This is a genomic window from Serratia sp. KH_031 (assembly GCF_057839655.1).
In genome coordinates this window covers 1515589-1530958 of the sequence record NZ_CM174496.1, presented here as the reverse complement: position 1 = coordinate 1530958, position 15370 = coordinate 1515589, and the positions used below count along the sequence as shown (strand labels likewise).

Below are 15370 nucleotides of genomic sequence, written 5' to 3'. Positions count from 1 at the left end.
CAAACTCTGTACCCCAAAATTCACTGTATTTAAAAACAACAAATTACAGAGAACATAACTATGAAAACAGGACACAACGCCACACAGCCGGAAAGAAGTACCTCTGATTTGATCAAAGCCGCCGTTTCCGGCTGGCTTGGTACCGCGCTGGAGTTTATGGATTTCCAACTTTATTCACTAGGGGCAGCATTAGTTTTTCATGAAATATTTTTCCCGGAACAGTCTGCCGCTATGGCGTTAATACTGGCGATGGGAACTTACGGTGCGGGTTATATTGCCCGTATCGTCGGGGCATTTATTTTTGGTCGAATGGGCGACACCATCGGCCGTAAAAAAGTGCTGTTTATTACCATTACTATGATGGGGATCTGCACCACCTTAATCGGAGTTTTACCTACTTACGCCCAGATCGGTATTTTTGCTCCGATCCTACTGGTCGTACTGCGTATTATTCAAGGTTTAGGGGCTGGTGCGGAAATATCCGGTGCTGGCACCATGCTGGCGGAATATGCGCCCAAAGGTAAACGTGGGATTATTTCTTCACTGGTAGCGATGGGCACCAATTGCGGGACGTTGTCCGCCACAGCCATTTGGGCAGTTATGTTCTTCTTCCTGTCAAAAGAAGAGTTGTTGGCTTGGGGTTGGCGCGTGCCATTCCTGGCGAGCGTGGTGGTCATGCTCTTCGCTATCTGGCTGCGGATGAATCTGAAAGAAAGCCCTGTGTTTGAAAAAGTTAACGATGATGGTGTCAGTGTCGCACCAGTTGCAAACGCAGCTGATAACACTCATTCATTGTCGGCGATGTTCAGTAGCAAATCCTTCTGGTTGGCTACCGGGTTACGTTTTGGCCAAGCAGGCAATTCGGGTCTGATCCAAACTTTCCTGGCCGGTTATCTGGTGCAGACGCTGTTATTTGAGAAAGCGATCCCGACCGATGCCTTAATGATTAGCTCCGCCATCGGCTTTATTACCATTCCATTATTGGGTTGGATCTCCGACAAGATTGGTCGTCGGGTGCCTTATATTCTGGTTAACATCTCCGCCATTATTCTTGCTTACCCGATGATTTCGATGATTGTGGATAAGAGTAATGAAGTCAACGTGATTATGGCCTCAATTATTATTATCCATAACGTTGCGGTCCTCGGCTTATTTGCACTAGAAAATATCACTATGGCGGAAATGTTCGGTTCGCGTAACCGCTTTACTCGCATGGCCATTTCCAAAGAAGCGGGCGGTTTAGTGGCGGTCGGTTTCGGCCCAGTATTAGCCGGTATCTTCTGCAATATGACCGGCTCTTGGTGGCCAATTGCAGTCATGATGATTGCTTATTCCATTATCGGCTTATTGGCGGCGATCCTCATGCCGGAGGTGAGAGATCGCGATTTGAGCGTCGCTGAAGATGCAGCAGAAAGCCCTGCGCTTCCAGTAGCAAAAAACGTTCACAGCCATTAACTGCTTTCCCTAATCCCTAACCTTAACACCTGCCGCAGACCGAGTTCTGCGGCAATCAATAATCACACAGCGAGTTCTAATATGGACAGCAAGCTATTATCGGCTAACGCCACTCTTCCGCAGTACGATCGCAGTAAACTGGTCCCTCGTCTGGTTCACCTAGGATTTGGTGCTTTTCATCGCGCCCATCAGGCGGTATACGCCGATATTCTGGCGCAAGAACATGGCAGCGACTGGGGATATTGTGAAGTTAACTTGATCGGTGGCGAACAACAAATTGCCGATCTCAAGCAGCAAGACTATCTCTACAGTGTGGCGGAGATGTCTGCCGATGCTTGGCAATGTCGAGTCGTCGGTGTCATCAAACAAGCATTACATGCACAAATCGATGGGCTCGATACCCTATTCCGCGCCCTGACTCAGCCTGAAGTTGCGATAGTTTCCATGACGATAACCGAAAAAGGCTATTACCATTCGCCAGCGACAGGTCAACTCCAGTTGGCACATCCTTTGATTACCCAAGATCTGGCTAACCCACAACAACCACAGACGGCCATTGGAGTCATTGTTGAAGCCTTAGCACAACGTAAAGCCGCTGGGTTGCCCGCCTTTAGCGTTATGTCCTGTGACAACATGCCAGAAAATGGCCATGTCACTCGCAATGTCATTACCGCCTATGCCAAAGCGCGCGATCCTATTCTGGCTACTTGGATAGACAGCCATGTGACCTTCCCTTCTACCATGGTCGATCGCATTGTCCCGGCAGTGACCGCAGAAACCCTGATACAAGTCGCACAACAAACTGGTGTGCAAGATCCTGTCGCGGTGGCTTGTGAACCCTTCCGCCAATGGGTAATTGAAGACAATTTTGTGGCTGGGCGCCCGGCGTGGGAAAAGGTCGGTGCAGAACTGGTCAATGATGTATTGCCGTTCGAAGAAATGAAACTACGCATGCTGAACGGCAGCCATTCGTTCTTGGCTTATCTTGGTTATCTGGCCGGCTATCAGCACATTAGCGATTGTATGCAAGATGAAAACTACGCTCAAGCCGCGCGCCATCTGATGCTGGCAGAACAGGCTCCAACGCTGAGAACTCAAGGCATCGATCTGGAGAAATACGCAGATTCGCTGCTGGCTCGCTATCGCAACACCGCGCTGAAACATCGCACTTGGCAAATCGCGATGGATGGCACGCAAAAACTACCCCAACGGATGTTAGATTCAATCCGCTGGCACTTGGCTAATGGCAGCGATTTCCGTTGTCTGGCGCTGGGAGTCGCAGCCTGGATGCGTTATGTCGGCGGTAAAGACGAACAAGGCCAACCGATTGAAATCAGCGATCCTCTGCGGGAACAGCTCGCCCAACGGGTCGCCAATAGCACCGAAGGACAAGAACGCGTGTTGGCTCTGCTACAAATGGAAAGCGTATTTGGTCGCGATCTGCCGGATAACCAAACCTTCGTTCAAACCATCACCCAGGCTTATTTGGCTCTGTTAGCGAACGGAGCCAAAAATACTGTTGGTCAGTTTTTGTCTTGATAAATTTCAGTCCATAGATTTTCTGAATCTATGGACTGGTTCCATAAGGAGTAAATAATGACAACGCACAATGAAGTGATACCGCAAGATAAAACTCCATTATTGAAGCGGGTAGCTAGTGCATCCGCCATCGGTACCGCCGCAGAATATTATGATTTTTTTGCTTATGGTACGGCGGCGGTTCTATTTTTTGGTCAACTCTTTTTCCCCAACGCAGATCCGCTAATCAGCACCCTCGCCGCGTTTGCCACCTACGCAGTTGGCTTCCTTGCTCGCCCTTTGGGCGGCATCGTTTTTGGTCATATCGGTGATAAAGTTGGTCGCAAGAAAGCATTAGTTATCACAATATTAATCGTCGGTTTAGGCACTTTTTGCATCGGTCTACTACCAACCTATGAAAAGATCGGTATTTGGGCTCCCATTGCGTTGATTTTTATTCGTGTATTGCAAGGTTTTGGCGTTGGTGGCGAGCAAGCAGGTGCGGTGCTGATGACGGCGGAATATTCCCCGCCGCCACGGCGTAATGCCGTTCACTTAAGCCTCACGTGACTTATAGCTGAACGGATATTTAGGTGGAATATAAAGCACTGAACGAGAATATCGTCGGTGCTTTCTTTTTTCCGGAAGAATAAACGCTTTTACATTTTCCCTCATTCCTTTCAGATGCTTAGGGATATTCCCTGCGGCACCTTTACCACTCACCCGAGCCTGTGACACCAGAATGTTTAACGCAGCGACAAAGCTTATTCGTGTCGGTATGACCCCGGCTTCCCCGGCAATATCTACCATTTCTTTTCTCAGCAGATTGTAGGAGATCAGTATCCCCCATAATTCTTGCTTTACGCCCTCTGGAAAGCGGCTCCTCAGGGTGACTTCCCCTTTCAGTTGTCGCCGTTTCAGTTCGCCATAACCCAGTTCAATTTCCCAGCGTTCCCAATAAATACGCAATAAATCTTCTACCGGATAGGTCGCAGGATCGGTCATGGACGTGAGAAATCCGGTGATCTTTCCTTTACCGCCACCGCTGACATAGCTCACCATTCTTGCCCGCCAGACATCCGGTAGATGCGGAGCCGCCTTACGTGCCTGTGGAGAAACCGGCATCTCAATTAGCATGTCGTAATCGCTGTATCGTTCGATGACCTGATAGCGAAGCTTGCTTTTTACGGGCGTCAGCCAGTGAGTACAGCGTCCCGCCTGTTGCCATTCGATGAAAAAAGCGGCGCTGAAATAGCAACGGTCAAACAGTGTCAGAGTATGGTCTGGAGCAGAAGAAATCAGACGATGAGCCAGCGTTAACTCGCCTTCGGCTACGCCTCCGAACGCGGCATCCAGCAACATATGAGAGTGGGTTGCCATCAGTGCGACCATACGTACTTGAGGGAATGTGCCCGCGGAGGGGTCAATAAAACCAAAAGCGGCTGCGTTATCCGGTGAGTCCGGTGTGCGAAAAAGCGTCCCATCAACACTCAACACACGGAGTCCATGGAAAGTAGCCGGTCCGAGAGCAGCAGGCTGCCATGCTTCATTGCAGGCATGAAAAAGATAGCGAAGCGGTGCTTCCCCCAGTCGTTGGCGTGCAGCGGTTAACACACTGGGTGCGAGGCTTTGGTAGGTGTCATCGGGTTGAAGAACGATATCCAGATGGTGACAGACGTCCTTGATGGATAAGTCTCGCAACAACCCCATCATAAGGATGAGCCATACGGCCTGTTCAGCAGGCAGGCGACGTCTGCGAATACTGGCTTTCTGGCAGGCGGTCAGCGCTTGGTGTATCCAAGCGGGGTCAAGCGAGCGTGAAAAAGCATCCAGCTCAGAAGAAAAAGCATCGACGACAAAATCCATATCATGTTCAGACATAAAAAATCCGGGAGCAGAGGGCTGATCCCGGATTGTCTCTTACTGGTAGGATCGTTCAAGTACTCTTAAACGATCGGCATTACGCCGCCACGGCGTGGGTTTTATGCCAGTTGGGTACAAATCGGCGCGCCTGCTGGTTTCCTGCTACCTTCGGGGTTATTTGCCTTACTGACAACCACACTGTCCCCGGAACAGATGCTCGATTGGGGCTGGCGTATCCCTTTCCTGCTTAGTCTGCTACTGGTGATTGTGGGTCTGTTTATCCGCCTGAGAATCGATGAGTCACCGGTATTTGAGCAGATCCGTGAGACCAAAGCCGTAGAAACACGCCCGGTGGTGGAAGTCATTCGCACCTATCCTGGTCTAATCACCAAAGGCGTTTGCGCCAAACTGATCGAAGCCTGCGCTTTCGCCATGTTTACCGTCATCGTCTTGGCCTATGGCAAAGCTAATCATCTCAACGAAAGTATTTTGCTGGAAACCATGATTGTCGCAGTGGTGTTGGAGATTTTTGCCATTCCACTCATGGGGCATCTATCTGATCGTTTGGGGCGTAAACCGATATATATTACTGGCGCGTTGCTTCAGGTGATTTGCATCGTGCCTTTCTTCTTAATGATTAATCTCGATAATTTCTTCCTGACTCAAATCGCGATGATCGTTGTGCTCACACTCGGTCATAGTATGTGTTATGCCCCACAAGCGTCTTACTTCCCAGAACTATTCCCAACTCGCATCCGCTGTAGCGGCATCGCATTGATTTGGCAAATCGGTTCCTTGATCGGCAGCGGTATTCTCGGTTTAATTGCGGTGAAAATCCTGCAAGTTACAGGTGGGCATTACTATGGTCTGGCAGGTTATATGATCGTGCTGGGTATTGTGTCGGCGATTGGTTTGAGTTTAATGCCTGAAACCGCACCGCAACGGCGGAAAAATGAGTTTCAGGATTGGCATCATTGAGGTGACATTCTCGATGCGGGTGGATTTAATCCACCCGCAGCCAAGCGATAATCTGCTAGTATGGTGGCATCCCAATTCAAAGCCTTAGTAGCTGACTTGTAGCCATGTCTGAATCTTACAGTCTCACCAATACCCTGCCGGTCAATCAGCAAATTTATCGATTCCTGCGTAAGGATATCGTTGATTGCACCATTCCTCCCGGTACCTTGCTTTCCGAAAAAGAGATCTCTACCCGTTTTAGCGTTTCACGCCAACCGGTACGCGAAGCCTTTATCAAACTGGCGGAATCGGGATTGGTACAGGTATTACCGCAACGTGGAACTTTCGTGATGAAAATATCTGCCAAGCGGGTCGCCGATGGACGCTTTATTCGTCAGGCGGTTGAATGTGCCATCATCCGTCGCGTGGCGGTCAGCATCACGCCACAACAGTTGATGATGCTGGAACATAATCTGCATCGCCAAGAATTAGCAGCACAGAATCAGCAAACACGTGAGTTTCTGGAGCTGGATGATGAATTCCACCAACTATTCACCCAGGTAGCTAATTGCCCGTTAGCGTGGGAAACCATTGAAACCATCAAGGCGACGATGGATCGCGTGCGCTTCCTCAGCCTGAGTGAAGTCTCACCGCCGGAAAGCCTAATCCAACAACATTACCGTATCTTCGAGGCATTGAAAGCGCACGATCCCGATGCCGCCGAACGCGCGATCCACGAACATTTGCAGGAAATGATCTACTCGATCACCCCAATTTCCCTGCAAAACAACGAATGGTTCGCCGAAGAGTAACGTTCTCGTGGTGGTCAGCCGATCACCTCGTTAATCCGCCCAAAGATGGAATTCACTATCAATCGTACCTATTTGCGCCTATTTCATTAGTTTCGTTTTAACGGTTTCAATTACTGTAAGTAGTGGCACACTGAATTTGTGCCACCTGAGTAGAGGTAATACTTTCACCTGCAAGATAATTAACAGCCCCCTCTGCCTAATAATCGATTTTTCAGATCAGTTTTTCCTCTTACCGTACGTTTGGCGCTCAAACTATACCCTAAATAATTGGAGTTGCATCACAAAAAGGCTCCAGCCTTTTTGAACAGCGCTTGCGCTGGCCCTAACAGGGCGAGGCGTAGCCGAGTAACGCGGCAATCGAAGGAGTCCCGATGAGCTTACGCCAGTAAGTGATTCGGGTGAGTGAGAGCAGCCAACAAAGATGCAGCTTCAAGTATGACGGGTATAGGCTAATGTTTAAATATCTTTAATAACAAGATGAATTAAAAACTATGCCCACCTCCTTCATCCACACTTGCCGATCGAATCAGATTAACGCTGAGGTTGAGACAAAAGATATTGAAGCCATCGCTGCGCTTTTTCATTCTGCGATGGCTCAAAATGACTATGCAACCGCTTCATCATATTGCGAACAAGCACTGAAGTTGATCCCTGAAAGTATACAACTACAAAGCGATTATGCTCTTAGCCTGATGCGCGAGGGCAAGTATAATGAGGCATATAAATATTACTTGAATATTTATCAGTCACCTCGGCGGAATGAAATTCCTGAACATTGGTTAGAGGGTCTGACGGAACTGTGCGGTCATATGGGGAAAATTGACCAAATGCGCATTTATGGTCTGGAATCTTTAATTCTGGCGGATCAGCATTTTGCCCGGGGGAAAAGCTGGCCATTGCCGCCTTCACCTCCGCGCCCTTTCAATGTTACGCAGCCGGAAAAAAACGTCATTACGTTTAGCCTGTATGGCGACCAACCGCGTTATTGCGAAACTTTAATCAGAAATGTTCGCACAGCAGCAGAGTTGTTTCCAGCCTGGCGTTGTCGTGTTTATCTGGATGACTCTGTTCCACAGCATGTCTGGCAGCGGCTTGAGTGCGCGGGTGCCAACCTTATCGATATGAGCCATGAAAAAGGTATTTATCCAACACTATGGCGTTTTTTGGTGATGGACGATCCGCAGGTTGAGCGATTTTTGGTACGCGATGCCGATTCTCTGCTGTCTGAGCGCGAACAAGTCAGTGTTGCCGAATGGTTGCAATCACCTTTTTATTACCACCATATGCGCGACTATTTCACCCATACCCAGCTATTACTTGCTGGAATGTGGGGCGGCTGCGGTGGACTGCTCCCAAATGTCGAGGAAATGATGCGTCACTTTGTGACGAACTATCAAGGGAGTGCACGTTTTATGGATCAGCGTTTTCTTGAAGTTGCGCTGTGGCCGACGGTGCGGAAGAGTATTTTAAATCACGATGAGCTCTTCTGTTTTTACCATGCCCGTTCTTGGCCTCCGCACCCTCCCATACGCTGGCATGCCAAGTATTTCCACGTCGGCAGTAATGCTGCTTTTACCGTACTGTCTGGTACGAGCAGCAAAGCCGAGGGAGAAAAGCAGGCGTTGATACTGAAGATTGAAGGTGCGAGCTATCGCTACACGGCAGCGGTGTGTGATGGCCAGTGGCGGTTACCGGTTCCCTTTTTTCTTGCTGATGGTTTCCATCGCGGTGAGGTACGGGTTGAGGTAGTGAATGAGGCCATCCCATGAACGATGCCTGCCGCAAATATTTAGTTCACCTCAGTGTACGAAAAGTAAACTATAATTTCACTTCCATCTCACTAAGGAGTCGAACAGTATGGCGAATATTTTTGATAAATACACCGAGGAGCAGTTAGCCGGGGCTTTTGGTATCACTTCTGAGCTTGCAAAAAAAGTGAAAGTTGAAAGCTTCCGGGTTGGTGAGTTGCAAAACGCTGTCGATGGGCTCAATAGCAAGGTGTCAATGAAAGAGGAGCCACTTCAAGTTTCCACCTTAAGCATTCCCCCCCCCACCCCCACTAACCAGTGGTAGTAATATAATTCTCAATGAGTGCTAAAAATTAACCCAAGCTTCAGGCCTAATGCCGGTCAGTTAAGGATCACTTGAATGACCCAGTAGCTGGGTAAAAATCCGTAATCCAGCAATGCGATTACGGATTTTTTTATTATGTTACTTCAGGAGATTGATGCCGTTCATAAATTTACACCTAAAGAGTTTGTTGCACTTTCTGACCTACTTTCCCTTGAGCTTATCGATGAGTGCCTAGCTGGTACTGGTATCGTGACAATCCGTAAGCATCGGCTACCCATGGAGATGATGGCCGAACACGGTGTGAACGCTGATCAACACATCAACCGAAACATCAATATTCAGATCATTGCGGCGCAGGAACTGTTGGATATCCGCAATCTCCTGCTGAGTCGCCGCATGATCTATTTGAAGATAAACTCGTCAGAAAACATAATATTGCTCCGGCGATACGTTACAGATAGCCCCAACCCATCAGCAACTCCCACCACCAGACACCCAGCGTAACCTGTAAAACAAAGGTCACTAGCGTGATCACCAAGCCGACTAACCACCAAGATTTGATATCGTTATAACCCACACCAAAGATCACTGGGCCAGCCGCACCACCATAGTGCGTGACACAACCGCCGTAAGAATTGGAGAACAACAAAGCCAGAGCAGTTAGCATCGCTGGAGCGCCAGAGATATTCGCCAAGGTGGCAAACACTGGCACCATCGCCACAATGTAGGCGCTACCAGAAGCAAAGAAGTAACGAACAATCACGCTCAGGAAGACGATCACTAAGAAGGCGACGTTACCGTGATCACCAAAATTGATGTGCTTCGCCATGGTGTCAGCCAGCCAGATAAAGAAGCCGGTTTTCGTGAGCAAGGAGCTGAGACTAATAATGCCGCCATACCAAATCAGGGTGTTCCAGCCACCTTTGTTTTTCAGCACGTCATCCCAGGTAACGATCCCCAGCACCAGCATCAATGCCATGACACAAATAGCGACTGCCGCTTCGTTCATCCCGATCGAAGAACTAAATATCCAACCCAATAAAGCCAAAACAAATAGCAAACACAGCATTTTTTCCCGCAGTGTCATTGGGCCTAGCTCTTTCAGTCCTTGTGCAGAAATAGCTTTATTATCGACACGTTTAATTTCTGGTGGGTACATCTTGTAGATAATCAATGGGATCAACAGCAGCATAATAATGCCCGGCACTGATGCGGCCAGTGCCCAGCCCCCCCAACTCAGTTTGATCTGCAAAATATCGACGAGCATTTTCAACGCCAAAATATTGCCCGCCATCGCGGTAAAAAACATATAGCTGGTGGTTTTGGTCAGCATATAAACGTTGAGCATCAGGTAATGCCCCACCTTACGTGGACCATTATCCGGTTCAGAACCTAACGCCACGGCAACGCTGTTGATGATCGGCAAAACAATGCCACCAGCCCGTGCCGTATTCGAAGGTGTCGCTGGTGCCAAGATCAGATCAAGAAATGCAGTGACATAGCCTAATCCCAGCGTTGTCCCGCCAATTTTACCAATCAAAATATAGGCAATGCGTTTTCCCAATCCAGTCAACACAAAAGCGGCGCTCAGGGTGAAGGCAGAAAAAACTAACCAAGTGGTGCCAGAGGAATAACCACTGAGCACCGCCGCAATTTTCACTTCACTCCCGCCTAAATTCCCAACAACGGCCATTGAGGCAGCAATGGCGATCAATAATACGACAGGTTCAGAGAAGGGTTTTATTACCAACCCGACAATCGCCGCCAGATAAATACCAAAAAGTTTCCACGCCAGCTCGGTCAATCCTTCAGGACAGGGAAAAATAAATGTTAATAGTGGAATGATTAATAATATGCCTAACTTCCATGCTCGTTCTCTGCTCATTGTTATTTCCCTGTTAGCAGAATAGTGGAGGATGTTATTTCCCTACCACGTAAAAATTATTTATGGGAGCATTCAGAAACGTAAACATCACCAGAGAGTAATTTACGCGCAGTGCGTATTACGGACGCTTGTAATGTTTCTGGTTGTTCACCTTCATTAAATAAATTCACTCTAATTTTGCCGCTAGGATGCTCGACATCAACTTGCTGGAGGAAACGAACACCCTCTGGTTGATGCACCATGCGCGCTGCGATACTGCCGGGTAAAGTAGTGGCCGTAGCAATGCCAATAGCACCGGTTACTGCCAAAGATTTATGGCAATGGTGCGGCATGAAGTAACGGCAACTCAATGTACCGCCGTTGCGTGAAGGGGTCAGTAGTACCGGTTTTGGGATCACTTTCTGGCTAACATCACCCAACCCCATCGCCAAACCCGCAGCCTGACGGATCCGTTCCAAACGTTGCAAAAAGGCTTTATCTTCGTCCAACTGTTGCGGTGTTTCGTCCCCGGTTTTCCCTAATGCCTCTGCCGTTACCAATACCAGCGGCATCGCCATATCGATGCAAGTCACTTCTACACCATAGAAGTTATCAACGAGGTTGCCCGTCGGTAATAAATGCCCCGTTTTTACCCCACAGGCATTCAAGAAAGTCAGTGCCACAGGTGCCGCTTGCCCCGGAACGCCATCAATAGTCGTGTCGCCTTCATAGGTCACTACACCATCTGGTGTTTGTATTTCCGCATTGACTAAGGTGTTGGTATTAACGTTACGAATACGAACCTGTGTGACGGGATCGGTCGCGGGGATTAGCCCCTGTTCAATGGCAAACGGGCCAACAGCACACAGCATATTGCCGCAATTAGGGGTGGTATCGACCTGACGTTGTTGCACCATAACCTGAGCAAACAGGTAATCCACATCAGCATTCGGGTCGGAAGAAGGGCTGATAATGGCAACTTTACTGGTTTGTGGGCTCCCTCCACCAATGCCGTCTATTTCCAACTCATGACCGGCTCCCATTATGGAAAGCAATATTTCATTACGCTCATCTATATTATCAGGCAAATGCTCAGCCAAAATAAAAGCGCCTTTCGAGGTTCCACCTCGCATTAATACACAAGGAATCTTTAGCATCACATATCCTCATTAAATTATGTCAATCGCGAAATTTCGCGCATAATCCCATGAGGACAACGGCGACACTAATGCAAAATAAGAAATGATTAATGCCATTTGATCATAAATGAAAAGTATTTAATTAATTTTATTTACCACATACCCGCATGAACAAGGATTTTTATGAAAAATGAACTACAGGGAATTAAGGCTTTTGTTAAGATAGCGCAGACCGGTTGCTTCACTAAAGCTGCCAGCATGTTAAATATCACTCAATCTGCTTTAACACGCAGAATTAAAAAACTCGAAGAGAATTTAGGTAAACCGTTATTTGAGCGCACCACCAGAAAAGTAACCTTAACACGCATCGGTCAGCAACTACTGCCCAATGCACAGAATCTCATCACTATTTTTGATAGCTCATTACTCAGTATCGATGAGTTAGCTGCTAGCCAAACGGGTCACATCACCTTATCTTGCGTCCCCACCGCAACCTTCTATTTTTTGCCTGATGTGATCAAAACCTTTAACAATAAATACCCCAATATTGGTATCCGTATACTGGAGCATAGCGCGTATGACTGTCTCGAAGCCGTACTCAGTGGGGATGCCGATTTTGGTATTAATATGAACAACGTCACAAACGCCAATATCGAATTTACCCCACTAGTCAGCGAACCTTTTGTCGTCGCTTGCCGGCACGATCATCCTTTAAGCCAGCAAAAACTGGTGTCATGGCAGGAGTTACTGCAACACAAACTGATTGGTGTACGACGTTCCAGCGGTAATCGGCTGTTGATCGAAGAAGAATTAAAAAAGATTGGCTTACGCCCGGAATGGTTCTATGAAGTTCGCCATTTGTCGACGTCACTGGGTTTGGTCGAGGCGGGGCTGGGCATTGCGGCACTGCCTAGCTTGGCAATGCCCAAACATGGTCATCCGACCTTAGTCAGCAAACCACTGGTTGATCCCGTCATCCGGCGCACCTTAGGATTGGTCAAACGCCGCGATGCATCGTTATCCCCTTGCGCCAACAGCTTTGTCGAGTTGCTCATGACATTGTGGAACCAAGAGGAACATCACCCGTGGTCAGAACGATTTCATTTGTAACTTACTTCCAATTAGGATCTTCAGCTAACTGCTGATTCAGCAATGCCTTAATGCTGTCGTTAGGTTTCCCCAACCACTGATACTTAGCGTATTTTTTAGGGTGCTCTATCGCGCCCGGTTGAGCAGCCACTTCTACCCGCACACCCCATACTTGGGATTTATCGCTTTTGAACGCGATTAACATAAAATTATTAGAGCAATCATGGGGTTTACAAATATTGCCCACTAGATAGTTTTGCCCTTGCCAATTAACCGTCGTTGGCGGTGTTGAAGTCCCCACACCTTTGCGCGCCCAACCAGGTAATTTGGCCTGCCCCTTCACCATACTCTGCCAACTGGTTTGATAGCCCGGCTGTTGGATCAAATCTGCGGTGGTATCGAGCGTTTCGGCGGTGCTACTCAGGCTAAAACTGAGTAATGCGCCACATAATATAAGATAAGCTGCGCTTTTTCCTGTCATGGCCCGATCCTGTTAAATAACACCTAAATCAATCAGACCACTATTGATTGAAAAAGTTGAGTTACCACCATGCATGAAAATGATGTACCGGTCCGCTCCCTTGTCCAACCTCCAAGGAGTCCGCCTGCTGCAACGCCTGTTGTAGATAATTCTTTGCTGCCGCGACTGTATCTGCCCAACAATCATAACGTGGACGCAGTGCCGCCAATGCCGCAGATAAAGTACAGCCAGTGCCGTGGGTATGACGGGTCGCAATGCGTGGTGCGGTAAAACGTTGTTCTTGTTGTGCGCTAAACAACCAGTCTGGGCTTTCCCCCTCGCTAAGATGGCCGCCCTTCATCAGCACCGCCTGACATCCCATCGCGAGCAGTGCCCGACCTTGTTCACGCATCTGCATTTCATTTTGTGCCGGGGCACACTGCAACAACGCGGCGGCTTCCGGTAAGTTAGGGGTAATGATCGATACCAGCGGCAATAGCTCACGACGGACTGATTCCACCGCTTCCGGTGCTAATAGCGGATCGCCACTTTTTGCTAGCATCACAGTATCTAACACCACAAACGGCGGTTGATAATGACGCAGACGCTCCGCCACCGTTTGGACAATCTGCGCATTCGCCAACATACCCATCTTGACGCTGTCGATACGCACATCGCTCAATACCGAGTCCAATTGAGCGGCAACAAAAGTGGGTTCGATTTGATAGACCGATTGCACACCACGAGTATTCTGCGCAACCAATGCGGTAATCACACTGGTGCCATAAGCACCAAGCGCAGAGAAGGCTTTCAGATCGGCTTGAATGCCGGCTCCACCGCTAGGATCGGTGCCTGCAATGGTTAGCGCATTAATGCGTGGTTGAGCCACTAAGGTAGGTCGAGTGTTCATGCTACTCCCAACCGGCGTTCAAGAAGGCGGGGCCGGTTGGGGCACCGAGACTTCCCTCCGCTGGCATTATCCAGTTCAGGTAATACGGGTATTTCTCAGCCTAGATAGGCACCCCGAGTCATTTAAATCAAATTTTAATAAAGCGTTGATAGAGTACTGTCAGTAAAGAAACTTGTAAATCACCTGCGGAAGTCGGCCTCTTGGCAAACATACGCCTTCATCAAACAACTCGCCAATAACCGTTTTTCGTTGCCCCTACCCTCACTAAGCGTCTTCTTTCCTGTAATGTATTGATATTGCGTTCAATAGTACGATTGCTGACGCCCAACTCACCAGCCAGTTGAACGATGGTGATAGTGGGGTTGCCAGTAATTACCGCGAGAATACGCTCTGCCGTCGAGCTTAAAGGTGGCTTATTTTCTACCGACATTTCTACCGACATTTCTACCGACATCTCAGCACTCTGTGAGCTGATCCCTTCAGTTAATGCCGCAACCAACTTACCCAACATAAATTGGATGAAAAGCGTGCAATCACTGACTCTATCGCACTCCCCTAATACTCGGTAATATTCCTGTTGTTGATTATGAATCAACGTTTCTACCGGTAGCCAAGCCAGCTCTGAGCGCCACTCACTGAGAATCAGTGTTTGCCATAAACGCCCCATACGCCCATTACCATCAGCAAATGGATGAATAAATTCAAATTCATAATGGAAGATAGAACTGGCAATTAGCGGGTGGATGTCAGTGTGCTGCAACCATGTGAGTAGATCGCCAACCAAACGTTGTAACTGATTGGCAGGTGGAGCCATATGGATCAGTTGTCTTTCACGATAGACGCCCACATTACCCTGGCGCAGTTGCCCTGGAGTATCGACTAATCCCATCATGAGTAAGCGGTGTGCATTCAACAAATCATCTAATTGATGACTCCGCCAGTCCGGTAGGCTTTCATAAGCCAAAATAGCATTACGTACTTCTTGAATATCTTTTGCCGGAGCTAGGACTCGTTTGCCGTCCATAATTGCAGTAACTTGTTCAGTCGACAGACTATTATGCTCAATAGCGAGTGACGCCTGTATTGTACGGATGCGATTCTCTTTGCGTAATAAAGGGGAGGATTGTTCAGCTTGCGCTGCCCAACGTCCCAATAATTCACCCACCTCAACCACTTGATTCAGTATGGTTGGCGTTATGGTATAAGGTGGCTGGTAATCGGCCATCTTGC

At 48.3% G+C, this 15370-nt stretch carries 13 protein-coding genes, 2 pseudogenes and 1 riboswitch; of the genes and pseudogenes, 9 read left to right on the top strand and 6 right to left on the bottom strand.

From position 1 onward, the window contains the following. Window positions 1–60: 60 nt before the first annotated feature. From AC3ISQ_RS06740 to AC3ISQ_RS06730, 3 genes and pseudogenes are all read left to right on the top strand, one after another. Entirely contained in the window at window positions 61–1455 is a 1395-nt protein-coding gene (locus tag AC3ISQ_RS06740; RefSeq protein WP_489351700.1) for an MFS transporter, read from the top strand. Between the two features lie 81 nt (window positions 1456–1536). Then, window positions 1537–2994, top strand: a complete 1458-nt coding sequence (locus AC3ISQ_RS06735) for a mannitol dehydrogenase family protein (RefSeq protein ID WP_489351698.1) — start codon at window positions 1537–1539, stop codon at window positions 2992–2994. Window positions 2995–3051: 57 nt separating this feature from the next. Continuing rightward, window positions 3052–3516: pseudogene (locus tag AC3ISQ_RS06730) on the top strand (MFS transporter); the annotation flags it as partial. 12 nt (window positions 3517–3528) lie between these two features. Here AC3ISQ_RS06730 and AC3ISQ_RS06725 read toward each other — a convergent pair. Continuing rightward, window positions 3529–4854 (bottom strand): IS4 family transposase, encoded by a 1326-nt coding sequence (locus tag AC3ISQ_RS06725; protein ID WP_489351696.1) that lies wholly within the window; start codon window positions 4852–4854, stop codon window positions 3529–3531. Window positions 4855–4938: 84 nt separating this feature from the next. Here AC3ISQ_RS06725 and AC3ISQ_RS06720 point away from each other — a divergent pair. The 5 genes and pseudogenes from AC3ISQ_RS06720 to AC3ISQ_RS06700 all read left to right on the top strand — a co-directional run. Beyond that, a pseudogene (locus AC3ISQ_RS06720) lies at window positions 4939–5814 on the top strand (MFS transporter); the annotation flags it as partial. 104 nt (window positions 5815–5918) lie between these two features. After that, window positions 5919–6605, top strand: coding sequence for a GntR family transcriptional regulator (locus AC3ISQ_RS06715; RefSeq protein WP_489351694.1), 687 nt, complete (start codon window positions 5919–5921; stop codon window positions 6603–6605). 491 nt (window positions 6606–7096) lie between these two features. Further along, a complete protein-coding gene (locus AC3ISQ_RS06710; protein WP_489351692.1) occupies window positions 7097–8374 on the top strand; it encodes a tetratricopeptide repeat protein in 1278 nt (425 codons plus the stop codon). 88 nt (window positions 8375–8462) lie between these two features. Beyond that, entirely contained in the window at window positions 8463–8678 is a 216-nt protein-coding gene (locus tag AC3ISQ_RS06705; protein WP_489351690.1) for a hypothetical protein, read from the top strand. 135 nt (window positions 8679–8813) lie between these two features. Next, complete coding sequence (locus AC3ISQ_RS06700) at window positions 8814–9182, top strand: transposase domain-containing protein (RefSeq protein WP_489351688.1); 369 nt, start codon at window positions 8814–8816, stop codon at window positions 9180–9182. On the opposite strand, the gene AC3ISQ_RS06695 is transcribed toward AC3ISQ_RS06700, so the two are convergent. Both AC3ISQ_RS06695 and AC3ISQ_RS06690 read right to left on the bottom strand, forming a co-directional pair. Beyond that, entirely contained in the window at window positions 9130–10563 is a 1434-nt protein-coding gene (locus AC3ISQ_RS06695) for an anion permease (RefSeq protein ID WP_489351686.1), read from the bottom strand. The genes AC3ISQ_RS06700 and AC3ISQ_RS06695 overlap by 53 nt on opposite strands. Before the next feature lie 56 nt (window positions 10564–10619). Continuing rightward, window positions 10620–11699: a 4-oxalomesaconate tautomerase gene (locus tag AC3ISQ_RS06690; RefSeq protein ID WP_489351684.1), complete on the bottom strand. Its 1080-nt coding sequence runs from the start codon at window positions 11697–11699 to the stop codon at window positions 10620–10622. Window positions 11700–11864: 165 nt separating this feature from the next. On the opposite strand from AC3ISQ_RS06690, the gene AC3ISQ_RS06685 reads away from it, so the two are divergent. Further along, the gene (locus AC3ISQ_RS06685; protein WP_489351682.1) at window positions 11865–12791 is read left to right on the top strand and encodes a LysR family transcriptional regulator; all 927 of its coding nucleotides are present in this window, start codon (window positions 11865–11867) and stop codon (window positions 12789–12791) included. A 1-nt stretch (window position 12792) separates the two neighbouring features. Here the strand turns inward: AC3ISQ_RS06685 and AC3ISQ_RS06680 are convergent, their stop codons facing one another. The 3 genes from AC3ISQ_RS06680 to AC3ISQ_RS06670 form a co-directional block, all read right to left on the bottom strand. Then, window positions 12793–13251: an inhibitor of vertebrate lysozyme family protein gene (locus tag AC3ISQ_RS06680; RefSeq protein ID WP_489351680.1), complete on the bottom strand. Its 459-nt coding sequence runs from the start codon at window positions 13249–13251 to the stop codon at window positions 12793–12795. A gap of 61 nt (window positions 13252–13312) precedes the next feature. After that, on the bottom strand, window positions 13313–14140 hold the full coding sequence (gene thiD / locus AC3ISQ_RS06675) for a bifunctional hydroxymethylpyrimidine kinase/phosphomethylpyrimidine kinase (protein ID WP_489351678.1): 828 nt from the start codon (window positions 14138–14140) through the stop codon (window positions 13313–13315). 35 nt (window positions 14141–14175) lie between these two features. Next, window positions 14176–14266, bottom strand: a riboswitch (TPP riboswitch). 94 nt (window positions 14267–14360) lie between these two features. Continuing rightward, the gene (locus tag AC3ISQ_RS06670; RefSeq protein WP_489351676.1) at window positions 14361–15365 is read right to left on the bottom strand and encodes a Fic family protein; all 1005 of its coding nucleotides are present in this window, start codon (window positions 15363–15365) and stop codon (window positions 14361–14363) included. Window positions 15366–15370 lie beyond the last annotated feature (5 nt).